18 protein-coding genes are annotated in these 17,802 nt (G+C 29.2%); 6 read left to right on the forward strand and 12 right to left on the reverse strand.

Annotated features, from left to right (window positions below; all coding sequences use genetic code 11):
- Nucleotides 1-8: 8 nt before the first annotated feature.
- The 4 genes from kdsB to ACEG17_RS09495 all read right to left on the reverse strand — a co-directional run bounded on the left by kdsB (nucleotide 9) and on the right by ACEG17_RS09495 (nucleotide 3,933).
- Nucleotides 9-764, reverse strand: a complete 756-nt coding sequence (gene kdsB / locus ACEG17_RS09480) for a 3-deoxy-manno-octulosonate cytidylyltransferase (RefSeq protein WP_372583518.1) — start codon at nucleotides 762-764, stop codon at nucleotides 9-11.
- Between the two features lie 318 nt (nucleotides 765-1,082).
- Nucleotides 1,083-2,540, reverse strand: coding sequence for a D-alanyl-D-alanine carboxypeptidase family protein (locus tag ACEG17_RS09485; protein WP_372583519.1), 1,458 nt, complete (start codon nucleotides 2,538-2,540; stop codon nucleotides 1,083-1,085).
- 30 nt (nucleotides 2,541-2,570) lie between these two features.
- Nucleotides 2,571-3,224 carry an endonuclease III gene (gene nth, locus ACEG17_RS09490; RefSeq protein ID WP_372583520.1) on the reverse strand — a complete coding sequence of 218 codons (654 nt, stop codon included), beginning with the start codon at nucleotides 3,222-3,224 and terminating at the stop codon, nucleotides 2,571-2,573.
- 46 nt (nucleotides 3,225-3,270) lie between these two features.
- Nucleotides 3,271-3,933 carry a TraX family protein gene (locus tag ACEG17_RS09495; protein WP_372583521.1) on the reverse strand — a complete coding sequence of 221 codons (663 nt, stop codon included), beginning with the start codon at nucleotides 3,931-3,933 and terminating at the stop codon, nucleotides 3,271-3,273.
- Nucleotides 3,934-4,392: 459 nt separating this feature from the next.
- Here ACEG17_RS09495 and ACEG17_RS09500 point away from each other — a divergent pair, with 459 nt between their 5' ends.
- Genes ACEG17_RS09500 through ACEG17_RS09510 form a run of 3 tightly spaced genes read left to right on the forward strand, consistent with a single transcriptional unit; the run spans nucleotide 4,393 to nucleotide 7,394 of the window.
- A complete protein-coding gene (locus ACEG17_RS09500) occupies nucleotides 4,393-5,619 on the forward strand; it encodes an ABC transporter substrate-binding protein (RefSeq protein WP_372583522.1) in 1,227 nt (408 codons plus the stop codon).
- 30 nt (nucleotides 5,620-5,649) lie between these two features.
- The gene (locus ACEG17_RS09505; protein ID WP_006805894.1) at nucleotides 5,650-6,342 is read left to right on the forward strand and encodes a GTP-binding protein; all 693 of its coding nucleotides are present in this window, start codon (nucleotides 5,650-5,652) and stop codon (nucleotides 6,340-6,342) included.
- A gap of 35 nt (nucleotides 6,343-6,377) precedes the next feature.
- Nucleotides 6,378-7,394 (forward strand): ATP-binding cassette domain-containing protein, encoded by a 1,017-nt coding sequence (locus ACEG17_RS09510; RefSeq protein ID WP_372583523.1) that lies wholly within the window; start codon nucleotides 6,378-6,380, stop codon nucleotides 7,392-7,394.
- Nucleotides 7,395-7,710: 316 nt separating this feature from the next.
- Here the strand turns inward: ACEG17_RS09510 and ACEG17_RS09515 are convergent, their stop codons facing one another.
- The 8 genes from ACEG17_RS09515 to ACEG17_RS09550 all read right to left on the reverse strand — a co-directional run bounded on the left by ACEG17_RS09515 (nucleotide 7,711) and on the right by ACEG17_RS09550 (nucleotide 13,792).
- On the reverse strand, nucleotides 7,711-8,388 hold the full coding sequence (locus tag ACEG17_RS09515) for a hypothetical protein (protein WP_372583524.1): 678 nt from the start codon (nucleotides 8,386-8,388) through the stop codon (nucleotides 7,711-7,713).
- A 13-nt stretch (nucleotides 8,389-8,401) separates the two neighbouring features.
- Nucleotides 8,402-8,686 carry a hypothetical protein gene (locus ACEG17_RS09520; RefSeq protein ID WP_372583525.1) on the reverse strand — a complete coding sequence of 95 codons (285 nt, stop codon included), beginning with the start codon at nucleotides 8,684-8,686 and terminating at the stop codon, nucleotides 8,402-8,404.
- Between the two features lie 280 nt (nucleotides 8,687-8,966).
- Entirely contained in the window at nucleotides 8,967-9,653 is a 687-nt protein-coding gene (locus ACEG17_RS09525; RefSeq protein WP_372583526.1) for a hypothetical protein, read from the reverse strand.
- Between the two features lie 13 nt (nucleotides 9,654-9,666).
- Nucleotides 9,667-9,852 carry a hypothetical protein gene (locus tag ACEG17_RS09530; RefSeq protein ID WP_372583527.1) on the reverse strand — a complete coding sequence of 62 codons (186 nt, stop codon included), beginning with the start codon at nucleotides 9,850-9,852 and terminating at the stop codon, nucleotides 9,667-9,669.
- 418 nt (nucleotides 9,853-10,270) lie between these two features.
- Nucleotides 10,271-11,128, reverse strand: coding sequence for an MFS transporter (locus ACEG17_RS09535; protein WP_372583528.1), 858 nt, complete (start codon nucleotides 11,126-11,128; stop codon nucleotides 10,271-10,273).
- 161 nt (nucleotides 11,129-11,289) lie between these two features.
- Entirely contained in the window at nucleotides 11,290-12,324 is a 1,035-nt protein-coding gene (locus ACEG17_RS09540) for a Fic family protein (protein WP_372583529.1), read from the reverse strand.
- 20 nt (nucleotides 12,325-12,344) lie between these two features.
- Nucleotides 12,345-13,034: a YoaK family protein gene (locus ACEG17_RS09545; protein WP_026746853.1), complete on the reverse strand. Its 690-nt coding sequence runs from the start codon at nucleotides 13,032-13,034 to the stop codon at nucleotides 12,345-12,347.
- A 68-nt stretch (nucleotides 13,035-13,102) separates the two neighbouring features.
- The gene (locus ACEG17_RS09550) at nucleotides 13,103-13,792 is read right to left on the reverse strand and encodes a response regulator transcription factor (protein ID WP_372583530.1); all 690 of its coding nucleotides are present in this window, start codon (nucleotides 13,790-13,792) and stop codon (nucleotides 13,103-13,105) included.
- A 358-nt stretch (nucleotides 13,793-14,150) separates the two neighbouring features.
- Between ACEG17_RS09550 and hisS the strand changes: the two genes are divergently transcribed.
- From hisS to ACEG17_RS09565, 3 genes are read left to right on the forward strand one after another with little or no spacing between them, the layout of a single operon-like run.
- The gene (gene hisS, locus ACEG17_RS09555) at nucleotides 14,151-15,386 is read left to right on the forward strand and encodes a histidine--tRNA ligase (protein WP_372583531.1); all 1,236 of its coding nucleotides are present in this window, start codon (nucleotides 14,151-14,153) and stop codon (nucleotides 15,384-15,386) included.
- 27 nt (nucleotides 15,387-15,413) lie between these two features.
- Complete coding sequence (aspS, locus tag ACEG17_RS09560; protein ID WP_372583532.1) at nucleotides 15,414-17,195, forward strand: aspartate--tRNA ligase; 1,782 nt, start codon at nucleotides 15,414-15,416, stop codon at nucleotides 17,193-17,195.
- Between the two features lie 24 nt (nucleotides 17,196-17,219).
- The gene (locus tag ACEG17_RS09565) at nucleotides 17,220-17,432 is read left to right on the forward strand and encodes a zinc-ribbon domain-containing protein (RefSeq protein WP_299571055.1); all 213 of its coding nucleotides are present in this window, start codon (nucleotides 17,220-17,222) and stop codon (nucleotides 17,430-17,432) included.
- Nucleotides 17,433-17,802 lie beyond the last annotated feature (370 nt).

A 17,802-nucleotide genomic window follows, 5' to 3' on the forward strand; every position in this document is an offset into this window, starting at 1 on the left:
AATATTTTTCAGCTGTCTAGTTTTATTCCCTTTTTTTCTATAAATTTAACAACTTCCTTCAAATCTTCTTCTGTATCCACACCTATTACATTTGAATCAGTTTCCAAAACTTTTATTTTATATCCATTTTCAATAAACCTCAATTGCTCAAGCGACTCTATCTTTTCCAAAACGCCGTCTTTTAAATTTTTCAGTTCATTTAAAAATTTTGCTGTATAGCCATAAATTCCAATATGTCTAAAATATCTTATATTTTGACTATTATTTTTATCCCGCTCATATGGAATTACTGAACGGCTAAAATAAATGGCATTGTCATTGAAGTCTGTGATTACCTTTACATGATTAGGATTTTCAATTTCCTTTTGAGATTTCATTTCCTGCTTCAATGTAACAATCTCCGATTTTTCATCTCTATAGTTATTTGCCAGAATATTAATCGATTCAATGTCAATTAATGGCTCGTCCCCTTGAATATTTATGATAAAATCGTAATTTTGATATTCATTTTTATTAATAACTTCTATTATTCTGGAAGTTCCATTCTGATGATTTTCAGCTGTCATAACCACATTCCCGCCAAATTTTTTTACCGCCTCAAAAATTCTCTCATCATCAGTAGCCACAACGATCTCATCAATATCAGCATTTTTTGCTCTTTTATAAACCCATTCAATCATAGCATGTCCGCAAATATCCTTGAGTGGCTTTCCCTCAAACCTGCTGGATGCATATCTTGCTGGTATAACTCCCAATATTTTCATAACTATTTTTCTCCTCTTTTTTAAGAATTTTATAAAATAACAATAATCCTCTTTTAAAACAAAACTTATAAACTATACTATTTTATATTAAGCTCTTTTAAAAAATAACAATAAATTTTATATTTATACAAATTAACAGCACAATCTTTTAAAAAACGCTTTAATTCAAGGGTTTTTTATTTTTACTATTAAAATAAAAATAGAATTAAATCTCAAATAAGCTTGAATGTATTTTACCACATTTTCATCTAAATTACATTATATTTATATCAGATAAATAAAAAAAAAGCCATTTAATTTCTAAACAGCTCAATTTTTTTATGCAAGTCCAAGTGTTATAAATCTCAAAATACGTCTAAATAAAGACAACTGCTTATAGTCATTCTGTGCCACAATGTCAACAGTTTCTACAACCTTGTTATCATTTGACAGAACTTCAAGTTTACCTATTACATCTCCTTTAGAAATTCCTTCTTTTTCAGCTGAGACTTGTAAATCTTTTACTTCAAATTTATAATTTGTATTATCAATCTGGTAGACATTTGTTGTTAAAACACCTTTTATTTCTTTTGCTTCAGCATTTTTTACCTTAAACTTTTTATTAATTTCCTGTCCTGCCTTGTAAACTGGTATCATACGTTTTTCCAGCTGTGTAAATTCCTGCTTCTGATCTTCCGTTCTAGCATCGTCACTCTTATTTCCCAATGTGACTGAAATGATTTCAAGATTTCCTATTTTACTTGATACTATCATATTGTATCCAGCTTGTGCATGAAATCCAGTCTTCAGACCGTAAATTCCAAATTGATCCAAAAGATGATTTCTATTATTATAAACAACATCTTCTCCTGCTGAATTTTGCAGCACCAATTCTGATTCCTTCATCCAAGCCCGTAATCTTTCATCTCTTATAGCTCTTTTTCCAAGTAAATACATGTCATAAGCCGTTGAAATATCCATATTCTTTTTTGTCATTGAAGTTGGAAGACCAGCTGGAGTATAATAACGAGTATCATTCATTCCAAGTTCTTTTGCCTTATCATTCATCAATTTTACAAAATTATCAAAGTTCCCTTTTCCTATGTGATATGCTACCAAATATGCAGCATTATTGGCTGAGTATATTATCTCTGCACGAAGTAAATCTTTTAAAGTATAACAATCTCCTGCTTTTGCATTTAGCCAACTTCCACCCATATTTACTATTTCAGGAGTAAAGCAGACTTTATCATCAAGTTTCGCATTTCCTCTATCAATTTGTTCAAGTGCAACTAAAATATTCATCACTTTTGTAAGTGATGCTATCGGATGTTTTTTTCTTGACATTTTATCCTTTAAAACTTTTCCATCTTCAGTTGCAATAAATTTTATTACTTCTCCATAATAGTGAGAAACTCCTTCATGCTCATGTTCTATAGCTTTTACGACTTTTTTCTTCTGAACAGTCTTTTTATTATTTTTTGTTGATTTATTTTCATCAGTTTCTTCATCTTTTTCTTGATCACTATTTCTCTTTGAATTTGAAACGTTTTCATTAAAATATTCGTGCTTTCTTTTTTTGTTATGTCCTAAATGCTTTTCTTTCCCTCTTTTTGTTGCCTGTTCAACCTCATCATACTTGTTATCAGTCGAAACATTTTTTTTTTCTTCCTTAATGACAGGATTACTTTCCTTAGAAACAGTCCCACCATTTTCCTGCTCTCCTTCCGCATAGGCTAAAATTGCAAATAATGCAATTACTCCAAGTATCAAAACTCTTTTTACCCTTTTAACCATTCTTTTCCTTTCTCCATTCATATTATAAAATTATTTATTATTATTTTTCAAGTTATCTAAATTATACTTACAATATTCTCTAATTTCGCATATATCACACTTTGGCTTTCTTGCAATGCACTTATCTCTTCCATGTAAAATCATGTAATGCGAATATACAAACCAGTCTCTTTTGGGAATAAGTTTCATAAGTTCCCTTTCTATGATTTCAGGATTATCATTTTTCACAAATCCTATACGGTTTGACAGCCTTTTAACATGTGTATCAACAACAATTCCTTCCCTAATATTCCACAGCTCCCCAAGGACAACATTTGCAGTTTTTCTTCCAACGCCTGGTAATTCTATTAATTTTTCAAGTTCCTTTGGAATTATATCATTATATTTTTCTAACATCATATCAGCGTTTAACTTTATATTTTTAGCTTTATTTTTATAGAAGCCTGTTGATTTTACATATTTTTCTAATGTCTTCAAGTCCATTTTTCTAATATCTTTCGGCTCTCTTACTACTTTAAAAAGTTCTTTTGTAACAATATTTACACGAGCGTCAGTACATTGAGCCGATAAAATTACTGCTATCATCAGCTGGTAAGGCGTTTCAAACTCTAGTGCAGCCTTTGGGCTGCCAAACTTTTCTTCTAATATTGGGAATATTTTTTTCAATCTTTCCTTTTTTGTCATTTCTCTCTCCAAAAATGTACTAAAATTAATTATTATATTTATTAACTCATATTGAAATTTTCTTTATAATTTCCAAAATAAAAAAATGTATTGGATAAAATAAATAAAAAAAATACTTCATACTTCTTCCTTTTTTTCCATTATACATAAAAATAAATATTAATGAAATCAATGAAAAAAACTGAGTATCAGTTAATCCAAAAACATTTGGAAAAATCTTATTAAAAGTATTTAATATTAGAAAATTCATTAAAATTTTAAATTTATCATTTCTAAAAATATTAAAGTTCATAATAAGTAAAATTCCATAAATCCCATAATCGAACTCATATTTTTGAGAAATAAATAAAATAAATCCAATTATGCTAATTTTAATGAACCACAAAAATTTGGGCTTTATTCTTATACTTTTAAAATTAAAAACATAAATGGCCAATAACCCAAAAAATAAAGTAAAAAATACATTCATTGGATAATTATAACTAAATAAAATCGATGGAAGCTGAATACCCACAGCAAAAATAAACAACCTTAACAGATATTTTTTTAAATTCCGAGTATGTGTATATCCTTCACTAAGTGTAAATGCAAATATTGGAAAAGCAATCCTTCCAACAATATTCAAAATCTCACTTCCTCCAACTATATAATGATAATGATCCAAAAACATTGTTATTATGCCAATTATCTTTAAAATAAATAAACTCAACTTATCTCCTATATCTACATTATTAATTATTCATTAAATTATGTGTCGATTTTTAAAATTCATTTTTTATTCTATTTTTTTATTATTAATAACGTAAATTCTTCAAAAAAATTTATTTTTAACTCTACAAAGTCTTTATTTAAAACAATTTTTAAATTATCTATTACATTTAATCATATCATTTTTTGAATCTAATTTCAAGACTTTTTTTGGAAAATACAAAGTATATTCAAACTTCCTTAATGTCAAGCTGATAAAAAATAAATTACCTTAAATAAATAAATTAAACAGCACTAATTTATTCCATAGTTTTCGTAATGTATATTACACTTTTATATTCTTATTTTATGGTATAATTTTTATAATAATTTTACATTTTTATAATTAGAGCCAAAATTCACTTGCAACTTTTTGAGATTCAGCTCTTTTTAAATAAAAATATTATAATAGGAGATTGAAATGTTTAGTTTAGACGATACACTTTATGAGATTATAGACAAGTATCCTGAAGCTCTTGACTTTTTTATTGCTAATGGGTTTGAGCAATTGAAAAATAAACAGATGCTTGAGGTTATGGGAAAAAATATTAAGTTGAAAATGGCACTTATGTCAAAAAAAATTAATCAGGAACTGTTTGTTGAAAAGCTGGAAACATTTTTGCAAAAAGATGCAGATGTTGATGTTTCACTGGATGAAAGCAAAGCTGATGAAAATAGTGACTTGATAATTGAAGGAGTTCTGCCTTGCCCTATCAGAATACCACTTTTAGAAGGTATAAAAGACTGGGTAAACGAACAGAACGAGAAAAACGATTATACTATTTCATATACCTTAAAATCAGCAAATTTAGGGCTTGACTGGGTTGTAGATAAAGTTAAGACAGGTAATCCTGACAAAGTTTCAGATATATTGCTTTCGGCTGGATTTGAGCTGTTTTTTGATAAGAATTTGATGGGGCAGTATATGGAAAATGGTATTTTTGAAACACACCTTGAAAATATGAATAAAGATTTCTGCAACGAAACTATTGATTTGCGGGATCCTAAAAAGCGTTACGCAATAATGGGAGTCGTGCCAGCAATATTTTTAGTAAACAAGACTTCTTTGGGGGACAGAAAAGTACCAGAAACTTGGGCAGACTTGTTAAATGAAGAATTTGAAGACTCAGTTGCATTGCCAATGGCTGATTTAGACTTGTTTAATGCTCTTCTTGCAAATCTTTACAAAGATTTTGGAATGGATGGGATACATAAATTGGCACGTTCATACAAAAAGAGCTTGCATCCTGCTCAAATGGTAAAAGCCAGAACTCGAACACCAGAAGCCCCTGCTGTCAGCATTATTCCATACTTCTTTTCACAAATGATTGATGGATCAGGAGATTTGGAGGCTGTATGGCCAAAAGATGGAGCTTTGCTAAGCCCAATATTTATGATTACAAAAAAATCTAAGGCAGATAAAATCAAGCCATTTATGGACTTATTTATGTCAAATGAAATTGGAACAATTTTTTCTGCAAATGGAAAATTCCCATCAACAAATCCAAATGTGGATAACCATTTAGAAGAACATCAGAATTTTAAATGGATTGGCTGGGATTATATCTATAGCCATGATATTGGAAAAATTATTCGTGAATGTGAAGATGAATTTAATAATGATGTGCAAAAAAGCCTTGCACAATAAAATTTAAAAAATAAAAAAGGAGAGATAACTATGAATTTAATAATATTTTCAGGCCCACCATCATCAGGAAAAACAAGCGTTATTCTAAAAACAGTAGAGGCCTTAAAATCACAAGGAATGTCAGTTGGAGTAGTAAAATTCGACTGCCTTTACACAGATGATGACAAATTGTACGCAAAAGCAGGAATTCCAGTAAAAAAAGGAATTTCAGGAGCTTTATGTCCAGACCATTTCTTCGTATCAAATATCGAAGAAGTTGTGCAATGGGGAAACAGCCTTGGGCTTTCAATATTAATTACAGAATCAGCAGGACTTTGCAATAGATGTTCGCCATATATCAAGGACATCAAGGGAGTCTGTGTAATTGACAATTTATCAGGAATTAATACGCCTAAAAAGATTGGACCATTATTAAAAGCCGCTGATATTGTGATTATTACCAAAGGAGATATTGTTTCGCAAGCTGAACGTGAAGTTTTTGCCTCACGTGTGAACTCTGTAAATCCAAAAGCTGTAACAATGCACGTTAATGGGCTTACTGGACAGGGAGCGTATGAATTAAGTACACTTCTTTACGAAAAAGAACTGGAAATAGACAGCGTTCAAGGAATGGAACTTAGATTTCCAATGCCATCGGCACTTTGCTCTTACTGCTTAGGAGAAAAGAGAATCGGTGAAAAATACCAGATGGGTAATGTCCGAAAAATGAATTTACAGCAATAAAAAAATAGATAAAAATAACAAAAAAAGGAAAAAATATGAAAAATAACGATTTAATAAATAAATTGACTATTAGTGAACTTAGCAATAAATATCCCTTCGCAGAAAACTTTTTTACTGAAAACCACTTGCCTGTGGAAACTTTTCAGGATAAGACGTTTCACGAGTTCATCGTAACTTTTGCAGAAGATAAAATCGAGGACTTTGCACTGGATGTGGAAAAAATTGAAGAAAGCCTTGTTGACTACATTGAACAGATGAAACTTTTTTTGGGAATGGAAGAGGAAAATTCGATTGATATGCTTACAATTGTCGCTGGGCAAGATAAATCTGGGAATAAAGAGGGATTTGAGCGGCTTGATATTCATAAATCAGAAATTATTTCCATTGTTGGTCCTACAGGCTCTGGAAAATCAAGACTTCTTGCCGACATCGAATGGACTGCCCAGAAAGACACTCCAACACAGCGTCAAATACTTATAAACGGTGAACTTCCAGACAAAAAATGGCGTTATTCCTCAAACAACAAATTAGTCGCACAACTATCGCAAAACATGAATTTCGTTATGGACTTATCAGTAAAGGAATTTCTAGAACTCCACGCTCAAAGCCGAATGATTGAAGATATTGATGAAACTGTGGAAAAAATCATTACCGCTGCAAACAATCTGGCTGGAGAACAATTTGACTTGACTACTGCAATCACAGCCCTAAGTGGTGGACAATCTCGTGCTTTAATGATTGCCGACACAGCTATTTTAAGTTCATCTCCAATTGTCCTAATTGACGAAATCGAAAATGCAGGAATTGACAGGAAAAAAGCCTTGGAATTACTTGTTTCATCTGACAAAATCGTATTAATGGCAACACACGACCCAACATTGGCACTAATAGCAGATAAACGAATTATAATAAAAAATGGTGGAATCAGTAAAATTATTACAACAAGCCCTGAAGAAAAGAAAATTTTGAAAAAACTCGATGAAATGGATGATATTATTCAAAAAATGAGAAGTGATTTAAGAAAAGGGGAAATTTTAAAAAGTGATTTTTAATCAAGAAATTTGTTTTTAAAAATTAATAATAAAAGTAAATTAGGGAGAAATATTCAGAATTTGTTTATTTTCTCCCTTTTTAAATGGAGAATAGAAAGAACTGAAACAACTGGAGAGTTTGAGAAATTGATTAAAAAGTTCATATTACGTGATATTAAACCATAGCGTTTGTTAAATCGTTTTTTTGTACAAAAATGTCCTACCTAATGCAAAATTTTTTTATTATGGGCTAATATGAGCCTATTTCATAAACGAAAAAATAACCGCTGTCTTTTACAACAACGATTATTTTAAAAATTAGCTTTATTTTTTATCACTATTTTTTCAATAATTTCTCCATTTTCCAGGCCAATAGTGATTTATACTCCATTGCCTCAATATGTTTTTCTACACTTTCTTCTCCTTCTTTTAATTTTTCTTCTAATTCATTTACTTCTTTTAATATAACATTATAAAAGTCATAGGCTTTTTCTTCATCTGGAAGTTTATTGTATTCTTCTCTTACTTTATCTATATTCTCCTGTATTTTTGAATATTTTTTAAACTTTGCAAAAGTAGTAGCTCTAAATAAATATTTGTAAATTTCAGTCCAAAAATACTTTCCATCATTTTCTACTACTTCTTCAAAAAAAACATCTAAATCTTCATATTTTTTAAACCAAGGGATTATTTTGTTTTTTATTTCTTCTAAAATACTTTTCATCCCTTTTTCCATCTTTTCTTCTCCGTCCAAATCTACAAATTCTGTTTGACCACCATTTCCTATAGAATTTTTCATTATATAACTATATATCGGTATTATTGCATACTCTACTCTTAATTCATGATAATATCTGAAAAAACCTATATATTCAAATAATCCTAGTTTATTTAATTTAAAAAATCTCCCTGTTCCTTTCTTTTTATATCCGAAATCTTTCATAGGCTTATTAAAAATTTCTTTAAAATATTTCTTATATAGTTCATTATATTCTTTTGTTGATAATTCTTCCATTTCTTCTTCCTTTCTATTTCCATATTGTTATATCTGATTTTTTTATTGTTCCATTAGATTTTTCAATTATTTTCTGGATTATTTTTTGTTCTTGTGAATAAGTGATTCCTTGTCCTCTTGCATTTGAAGCCGGATTCATATTTGCTTTGAACATTGCACTCGCAAGCACTGGGTTGACACTGATTACTCCTGTGTTCTTGATGTCCTTTATCCCTGCATTGTTCCCTTCAATCTCGACAACGTTGTCAAAAGGTCCGCTTACCTGGCTGTTCAGGTTCGGACTTCCATTAACCTGCAAATTTCCGCTAAAGCTTCCGGTTAATTTTGATAGCGAAGCGTTTCCAGCGACCTGCACCGCTCCATTAACTGAGCCTGTCCCCTTTCTTAATTCCTATTGAATTTGAAGAGATCAGCTCCCTGCCAGTCGCCCCGCCATTTTCCAGTTCCTCTCCATTTGCGTCCTCAAACGGGCTTCTTATGATATTTGGAGCATTAATTATTCAGAATGTATGAAAAATGTGAGGAAAATAACCGCTGTCTTTTACAACAACGATTATTTAAAAATTTAGTTTTATTTTTTATTTAACTTTATTTTTTAATAATTTCTCCATTTTCCAGGCCAATAGTGATTTATACTCCATTGCCTCAATATGTTTTTCTACACTTTCTTCTCCTTCTTTTAATTTTTCTTCTAATTCATTTACTTCTTTTAATATAACATTATAAAAGTCATAGGCTTTTTCTTCATCTGGAAGTTTATTGTATTCTTCTCTTACTTTATCTATATTCTCCTGTATTTTTGAATATTTTTTAAACTTTGCAAAAGTAGTAGCTCTAAATAAATATTTGTAAATTTCAGTCCAAAAATACTTTCCATCATTTTCTACTACTTCTTCAAAAAAAACATCTAAATCTTCATATTTTTTAAACCAAGGGATTATTTTGTTTTTTATTTCTTCTAAAATACTTTTCATCCCTTTTTCCATCTTTTCTTCTCCGTCCAAATCTACAAATTCTGTTTGACCACCATTTCCTATAGAATTTTTCATTATATAACTATATATCGGTATTATTGCATACTCTACTCTTAATTCATGATAATATCTGAAAAAACCTATATATTCAAATAATCCTAGTTTATTTAATTTAAAAAATCTCCCTGTTCCTTTCTTTTTATATCCGAAATCTTTCATAGGCTTATTAAAAATTTCTTTAAAATATTTCTTATATAGTTCATTATATTCTTTTGTTGATAATTCTTCCATTTCTTCTTCCTTTCTATTTCCATATTGTTATATCTGATTTTTTTATTGTTCCATTAGATTTTTCAATTATTTTCTGGATTATTTCTTTTTCTTGTATAGAAGTAATCCCCTGACCCCTAGCATCAATTACAATATTTTGTCTTGTTCCAATAGATGATTTTTTTCTTTTTTCATATTGTTCTACTATAGTTTTAGCCATATTAATTTGTTATGCCGTATTTATTTATAAATTCATCTGGAGTTTCATTAAATTTTACATTTCCAAATTTTTCCTTTATTTCTTCCTCAGAAACATTGAATTGAATATCAGTATTGTCTTTTTTTATATAAAAATACCCTGAACATCTTTTTTTCTTTAAATTTTTTTATTCTTTCAACATTATTTATCATTTTCATAACCAGTATTATTTTTATACCCTGATATTATTCTTTGATTGAAGATTGTTGAACAGATTTATTAATTCTAAAAATTAAATACATAACCACAAAAATAACAACTGTAACATTTATCACAAATAAATTAACAACACTAATTTTTCTTAATAATAAGCTGGAAATAAATAACGTTCCGAATGAAAAAATCCTTGAAAAAAATGATTTCATTGAAGTTATTGCACTTATTTTTCTTTTGACAGGATTTTATTAAAGTGAAATTCAAAATAATAGTTAATTATGAAAAAAAATGTGCATAATATTAGGTATATTCCTGTAAATATAAGGTTATTTTTTAAAATTATTATATTTATTGTCAATAAAAATATTAAAATTAGGAGTAAATATAACTTTTTTGCAGTTATCATTAAAATATTCGTATTATATGCGATAATCACAATTATTTGAAACAGTACATACATAACAAAAAAATTCTTTTCGCCAATTCCTTTGTCTAAAAAAAGTTTTTGCCACAACTGAAAATGGCTCTGGATAAAAATTTGTACAATTCCAAAAAATATAAAATAATACTTCATTACTCTTTTTTCTTTCAACTCAGAAATGCACTCGGCTATATGCCTTTTAAAAATTTTAAAGTTTATATTTTCATTTGCTTTTTTATTCTCATCAGAAAAAAATAAGGCTGTTAGAAGCATATTGAAAAATATTAAAACAATGGAAATAAAGTAAATATTTACACCTATCTTAAAATAAAGCAAAAATCCTATTCCTGAACCTAAAATAGAAGAAAAAGTCGAAATTTGCTTTTGATATTTTAAAAATTTTTGCAATCCAGTTTCATTATTTTTCAAACTATTTATTAAAACTACATCAATTGTTCCAGTTTCCAGTGCATTTGCTACCCCATACATTACATATGCCACCGATAACCAAAATAGACTTTTGGAAAAAATAATCAGAGAAAACGTTATGACCAGTGTAACTAATGATAAAATATAAACTTTTTTCCTTGAATATAAATCCGACATTACTCCGCTTGGAATCTCAAAAATAATCATTGAAAGGTTAAAAAAAGACTGCATTAGCACAATCTACGACATTAACAAGCCTTTTTTCAGAAAAAGTACAGTCAAAATAGAATGGGGCATTGTGGAAGCTAAAAATAGTAAAAAGGTGCTAATATAGTAAACTTTGGTATTCTTATCTATAAGATTCATTATTTTTACCACCTTTCCAATCCTTTTTATCTTTTAATAATTTTTTCCGATTTCCTGTATTTCTGATTTTTACTGTTAGGTTTGTCAGGAATTGTTCTTTCAATCAATTTTGCCTCTAAGGCAGGATTTAAATAATTTTTTCTGAAAGTAGGTTTATGCACTAAATTTAATTTTTCCATAATTTCTACTGCTGATAAAACATTATCTCCAAGGACACTAAGTAATTTTTCGACTGGTTTTTTATCCTGGTCGCTATCTTGTACGGTTACTTGGTCGTTATCTTGGTCGGTTATTCTTTCAGAAGTTTTAATTTCTTTTAAACTATCGTTTATAATTTTAAGCATGAACTCTACAAATATTGTACTCTCACCTTCTTTATCAGCTATTGCAAGAGTATCATAATATTCTTTCTGTTCTTTTTTTATCAATTCCTCTATCGGAAGCCAAAAAAATATTTTTTTCCATTTTCCAAGCAGTAAAGTATGCCACATTCTTCCAATACGACCATTTTCATCTGAAAATGGATGAATAAATTCAAATTCATAATGAAAAACAGCACTTTTAATCAATGGGTGTACAGAAGAAGTCTTGTACCATGAAATTAAACTGCTTATATGCTTAGGTACTAAATCTGCTGGCGGAGCAATATGTACAACTTTTCTTCCAGCAAAAATACCAACTCCTTGAGAACGAAATTTACCATTTTCCTTAACCAGCCCATTCATCATCAATCTGTGAGCATTCAATAAATCCTTTACTGAAAATGGATTTAACTTAGTTAATAATTCATACGCTTCATAAGCATTCTTTACTTCTTTTATTTCATTAGGATTTCCTAAAACTCTTTTTCCATCCAATATAGCTGTAACTTGTTCCAGCGAGAGAGAATTATGTTCAATAGCAAGCGAAGAATGAATTGTTTTTATTCTGTTTTCTCTCCTTAAATGCGGATTTGAAATTTTTTCCTGAAAAATAGACATTCTCCCTATTTCTTCACTTATTTCACCTATTAATACTGTCATTTTTTCAGTTATTTGAAAAGGTGGCTTATAATTATTCAATTTTAAATACCTCCTATTTCCTAAATAGTTTCCTTAAACATTATAATAAACACCGCAACTAGTAGAATACAGCAAGCAAGCAACGCTCCTATACCGTATATTTTTACTAAAACTACACAAAGCATTGCCCCAATAAAGAAAAATCCATCTAATCCCAAATATATCCAGAAATTTTGTAAATACGACTTGTTTTCTGTGTTTATATATTTAAATAAGTTCTCCATTCCACTTCGTAAATTCCCAGTGCACATTGTTGTCGCTCCTGCCAGTCCCCTAATTTTTCTAAATCCTTGATATTGAATTGCGGCAATAAACGACATAATCATATTTACAACAATATTCCAATTTCCGCTTGGAATGAATGAAATAAAAAACATTATTATAACTTGGTAAAATATAACAATTTGCTGCCATCTAAAAATTCTATGTTTTTCAAATTTCACTCTAATAAATTCAGTAAATAATATTCCAAATGTGAAAACAAGAATAGGCATAAAATAATTAAAGGCTTTTCCAAAATCTCCCCTTTGTAAATTTATAGCAAGATAAACAACATTTCCTGTCTGTGCATTAGCAAGCACCTTTCCACGCGTAACAAAAGTATATGCGTCCATAAATCCCCCAACCATGCATAGCATCATTCCTAGCCTAAACGTCTCTGGCGGATACTCCTCTCCATTAAAAAAAATCTTTTTAATTCTTTTACCCATAAAAAAAACTTCACTCCTTTTTTATTTTTTGAACTTTACATTTTTTATTCAATGATTTATTAGGAAAGTTAATTTTCTAAAACATCAAATTTATAGCCAACTCCCCAAATTGTCTTAATATTCCATTTCTCATGCTTATAATTGTCAAGTTTTGCACGAAGCCTTTTTATATGCGTATCGACAGTACGGCTTTCTCCAAAATAATCAAATCCCCATATTAAGTCCAATAAATTTTCTCTTGTAAAAACTTTATTCTGATTTGTTGCAAGAGTCCATAAAATCTCAATCTCTTTCTTAGTAAACGAAATTATTTCATCATTTATCTTTACCGTAAAATTATTCAAATCAATCTCAAGATTATCAAATGTGAAAATTTTTGCACTTTCATCATTTTTAGGTGTTATTCTACGTAAAATTGCATTTATTCTTGCAATTATTTCTCCTGGCGAGAAAGGCTTTACTATATAATCATCTGCTCCTATTTCCAGTCCCATTATTTTCTCATAATCTTCTCCACGTGCTGTAATCATTATAATTGGAACATTTGAAAAAGTACGAACTTCTCTGCATACATCAAAACCATCCTTTTTCGGCATCATTACATCCAAAAGTACTATATCAAACTCATTTTCTTCAATTTCCTTTAACGCCGCTTCCCCATCAAATACAGTACTTACAGTAAAATTATTTTTTTTACAGTATTCTGACAGTATCGAAACAATTTGTTTGTTATCATCTGCGATTAGCACCTTATACATATTACCCTCTTTTCTTCCTGCAATTATATATCATAGCAAAACTAGTTTAAAATAATTCTAAAAGTTATGCTATTTAGATTAAGTCAAAAAAATTATTTAATTTATTACTTTAATTTTAAAAATTTAAATAGATAATAAAATTTTATCATAAATCTTTTAAAATACAAATATTAATTTTTAAATTTTCATCCTCCACAAAAATCAAAATTTCATTATAAAAATCAATTTTAAATTTATTCATTTTGATCTAAAAAATAAATTCAAATAAATATTGATAATAACTCACATTTTTTGATATAATATGAGAAGATAAATTTTTAATTGCTAAAACTGTATGTGATGAAAGGACAAATTAAGAATGATTAGTGTTTTAAAAGGAATGAAAGATAGATATTCTGACGATGTAAAAAAATATGACTTAATTGTTGATACAGCAAAAAGTGTATTTGAAAAATATGGATTTGAACGAATTATAACGCCTATTCTGGAAGAAACTGAGCTTTTTAGACGTGGTGTTGGAGATGAAACAGATGTTGTTTCAAAGGAAATGTACGAATTTACAGACAAAGGCAATCGAAACGTTACAATGCGTCCAGAAGGTACTGCTGGAGTTGTACGTGCCTATTTGGAAGCAGGTTTTCACAAGTCTTCCCCAATTGTAAAATGGTTCTACAACGGTCCAATGTATCGTTACGAAGCCCCTCAAAAAGGAAGATTTAGGGAATTTCATCAAATGGGTATCGAAATGTTTGGAGTCCGTTCTGCTTACCTTGATGCAGAAATTATACGAATGGGATGTGAATTTCTTGAAAAACTTGGAATTACTGGACTGACTGTGGAAATAAACAGTCTTGGGAATATTGATTCAAGAAAAAAATACATTGATGATTTAAAAGCATTTATGGAAAAAAGACTAGATAAACTTAGTGACGACTCAAAACGAAGATATAAAACTAATCCTTTAAGAGCATTGGATTCAAAGGATAAAGGTGACCAAGAACAATTTATCAATGCTCCAAAATTATATGATTATCTTGACGAAGAAAGTAAAAATTATTTTGAAGATACAAAGAAATATCTTGAATTAATGAATATTAATTATGTAGTAAATGACAAGTTGGTACGTGGACTTGACTATTACTCAGATACAGTCTTTGAAATAAAATCTGACAAATTAGGTTCGCAGGCAACTGTGCTAGCTGGGGGACGTTACGACAGACTACTTGAAATACTTGGAAATGCAAAAGTGCCAGGAATAGGTTTTGCCGCTGGAATGGAAAGAATTGCAATGCTTATGGATGAAAATTTGATTGCAAAAGAAGAAAATAAGACTTACGTTATTTATTTTGATGAAACAAAAGAATATTTTGTAAAAATAGTAGAAGAACTACGAAAAAATGGAATAAAAGTCAACTTTGACTACAATCCAAAAAGTTTTGGAGCCCAAATGAAAAAAGCAAATAAAGAAAATTCAGAATTTGTAATAATTTTAGGTGAAGATGAACAAAATGAAAATGTAGTTACAATGAAAAAATTTAGTACAGGGGAGCAAGAAAAATATAAATTGGAAGAAATTATTAAACTTTTAAAATAAAAAGAAAAATTGAAAGGAAAAATAAAAATGTACAGAAATTATAAATTAAATGAATTAAGAATAGAAAACATCGGAGAAGAAGTTGTTTTATCTGGATGGGTTTCAAAAGTTAGGGATTTGGGTCATTTCACATTCATTGATTTGCGAGATAGATATGGAATTACTCAAATTTTAGTAAATGAAGAAGTTTCAGGAAAAGAGCTTTTTGAGGAAGCTAGAAAATTAAAAAATGAGTGGGTTATAAAAGTTACTGGAAAAGTAGCTGAAAGAAGCAGCAAAAATAAAAATATTCCTACTGGAGATATTGAAGTTGAAGCAAAAAACATTAAGATTTTGAGCCGTTCTAAACAATTACCGTTTGAAATTGATGAAACAGGAAATCTTAATGAAAATATGCGTCTAACTTACAGATATCTCGATATAAGACGTCCAAAAATGTTAAATAACATTATAAAAAGAAATGATATGCTATTTTCGATTAGAAAATTTATGAATGAAAATGGATTTTTAGATATTGACACTCCCATTCTAGCGAAAGCCACTCCCGAAGGAGCGAGAGATTTTATAGTTCCAAGCCGAATAAACAAAGGCGACTTTTACGCCTTGCCACAATCTCCACAGTTATTTAAGCAAATACTTATGGTATCAGGTGTTGATAAATATTATCAGCTTGCGAAATGTTTTCGAGATGAGGATTTAAGAGCCGACAGACAACCTGAATTTACACAATTGGACTTGGAAATGTCGTTTATTCAGCAAGAAGATATTTTAAATGTGACAGAAGCACTTGCAAAACAAGTATTTAAAGATGTTACAGGCATTGAAATTACTGAAAACTTTGAAAGAATGAGCTATGATGATGCAATGAATTTTTATGGTTCGGATAAGCCTGATTTAAGATTTGACATGAAATTAATTGATTTATCCAAAGAAACACAAAATTCTGGATTCGGAGTATTTGAAAATGCAATAAAAGATGGTGGAAATGTAAAAGCTATCGTTGCTCCAAATGCTGAAAAATTTTCAAGAAAATACATCAAAGATTTAGAAGACTTTGTAAAAACATATTTCAAAGCAAAAGGATTAGCTTATATCAAAATTAATGAAGATGGTGAAATTAATTCTCCGATTGCCAAATTTTTTACCGAAGAAAAACTGCCTGAAATTACTCAAAAATTAGGAATTAAAAATAACGAAATCGCTTTAATTTTAGCTGATAAATATAAAATTGTCCACGATGGACTGGGAGCATTAAGACTAAAACTTGGAGAAGAGCTGGAATTAATCGATAAGGATTCTTTCAAATTCCTATGGGTAATTGACTTCCCAATGTTTGAATGGAGCGAAGAAGAAAATAGATACAAAGCTCAACATCATCCGTTTACTTCAATAAAGCAAGAAGACAGAAAATATCTTGATTCAAATGAGCTTGATAAGATTAAAACAGATTCCTATGATATGGTTTTAAACGGATATGAAATCGGTGGAGGAAGTATCAGAATTCACGAAGAAGAACTACAAGAAAAAGTATTTGAAAAATTAGGTCTTAGTAAAGAAGAGCAGCAAGATAAATTTGGATTCTTTCTGGAAGTACTAAAATACGGTGTACCACCACACGGAGGTCTTGCCTTTGGAATCGACAGATGGCTTATGGCAATGCTAAAAGAAAATTCTATAAAAGAAGTAATCCCATTCCCTAAAACAAATAAAGGACAGGATTTAATGACTGGAGCTCCTGCTGAAATAGAAGAAAATGTACTTGCAGATGATTTAAGACTAAAATTATTAGAAATAAAAAAAGAAGATTAATAATCTGAAAGGAAAAGTAATAAAATGATTATAGTGTACGGAACGAAAAATAAAATAAAGAATCTTGGTGTAGTAGGAAAATATGAATGTTCTCGATGTAACAATATATCAGATTTACAATTTATGAGTTCACAGCAATGGTTTACATTATTTTGGATACCGATATTTCCAATAAGCAAAAAGCAAGAATTCATGCAATGTCCTATTTGCCATCAAAACTATCAAGTCCCTAAATAATAAAAAATAAAGATCTATCTTTTTAAAAAAGCCGAATTCAAATTCGGCTAATTTTTTTACGCAATATATTTATAACAAACGAATACTTTATACAAAATAAACTAAAATATACTCAAACCTATTTTAAATTAAACTGCTAAAATTATATAAATTTAAGGTTTGAGTAAAATAGTCATAGCTTTTAAGTTTGGTTTTAAATAAGTTTTACTATATATCTTTCATAACAGTTAAATTCTATTAAATTTCTTAAAATTTTCAAGAAAAATATTTTCTTAATTTTATTTAATTAAGGTTTAAAAAAATCAGATCTAACCATGAATACGGAAATATTTTAATTGTAACACACGGAACAGTCTTAGAACTATTTTTT

The sequence above is a fragment of the Leptotrichia hongkongensis genome, assembly GCF_041538065.1.
Taxonomy (GTDB): Bacteria; Fusobacteriota; Fusobacteriia; order Fusobacteriales; family Leptotrichiaceae; genus Leptotrichia; species Leptotrichia hongkongensis.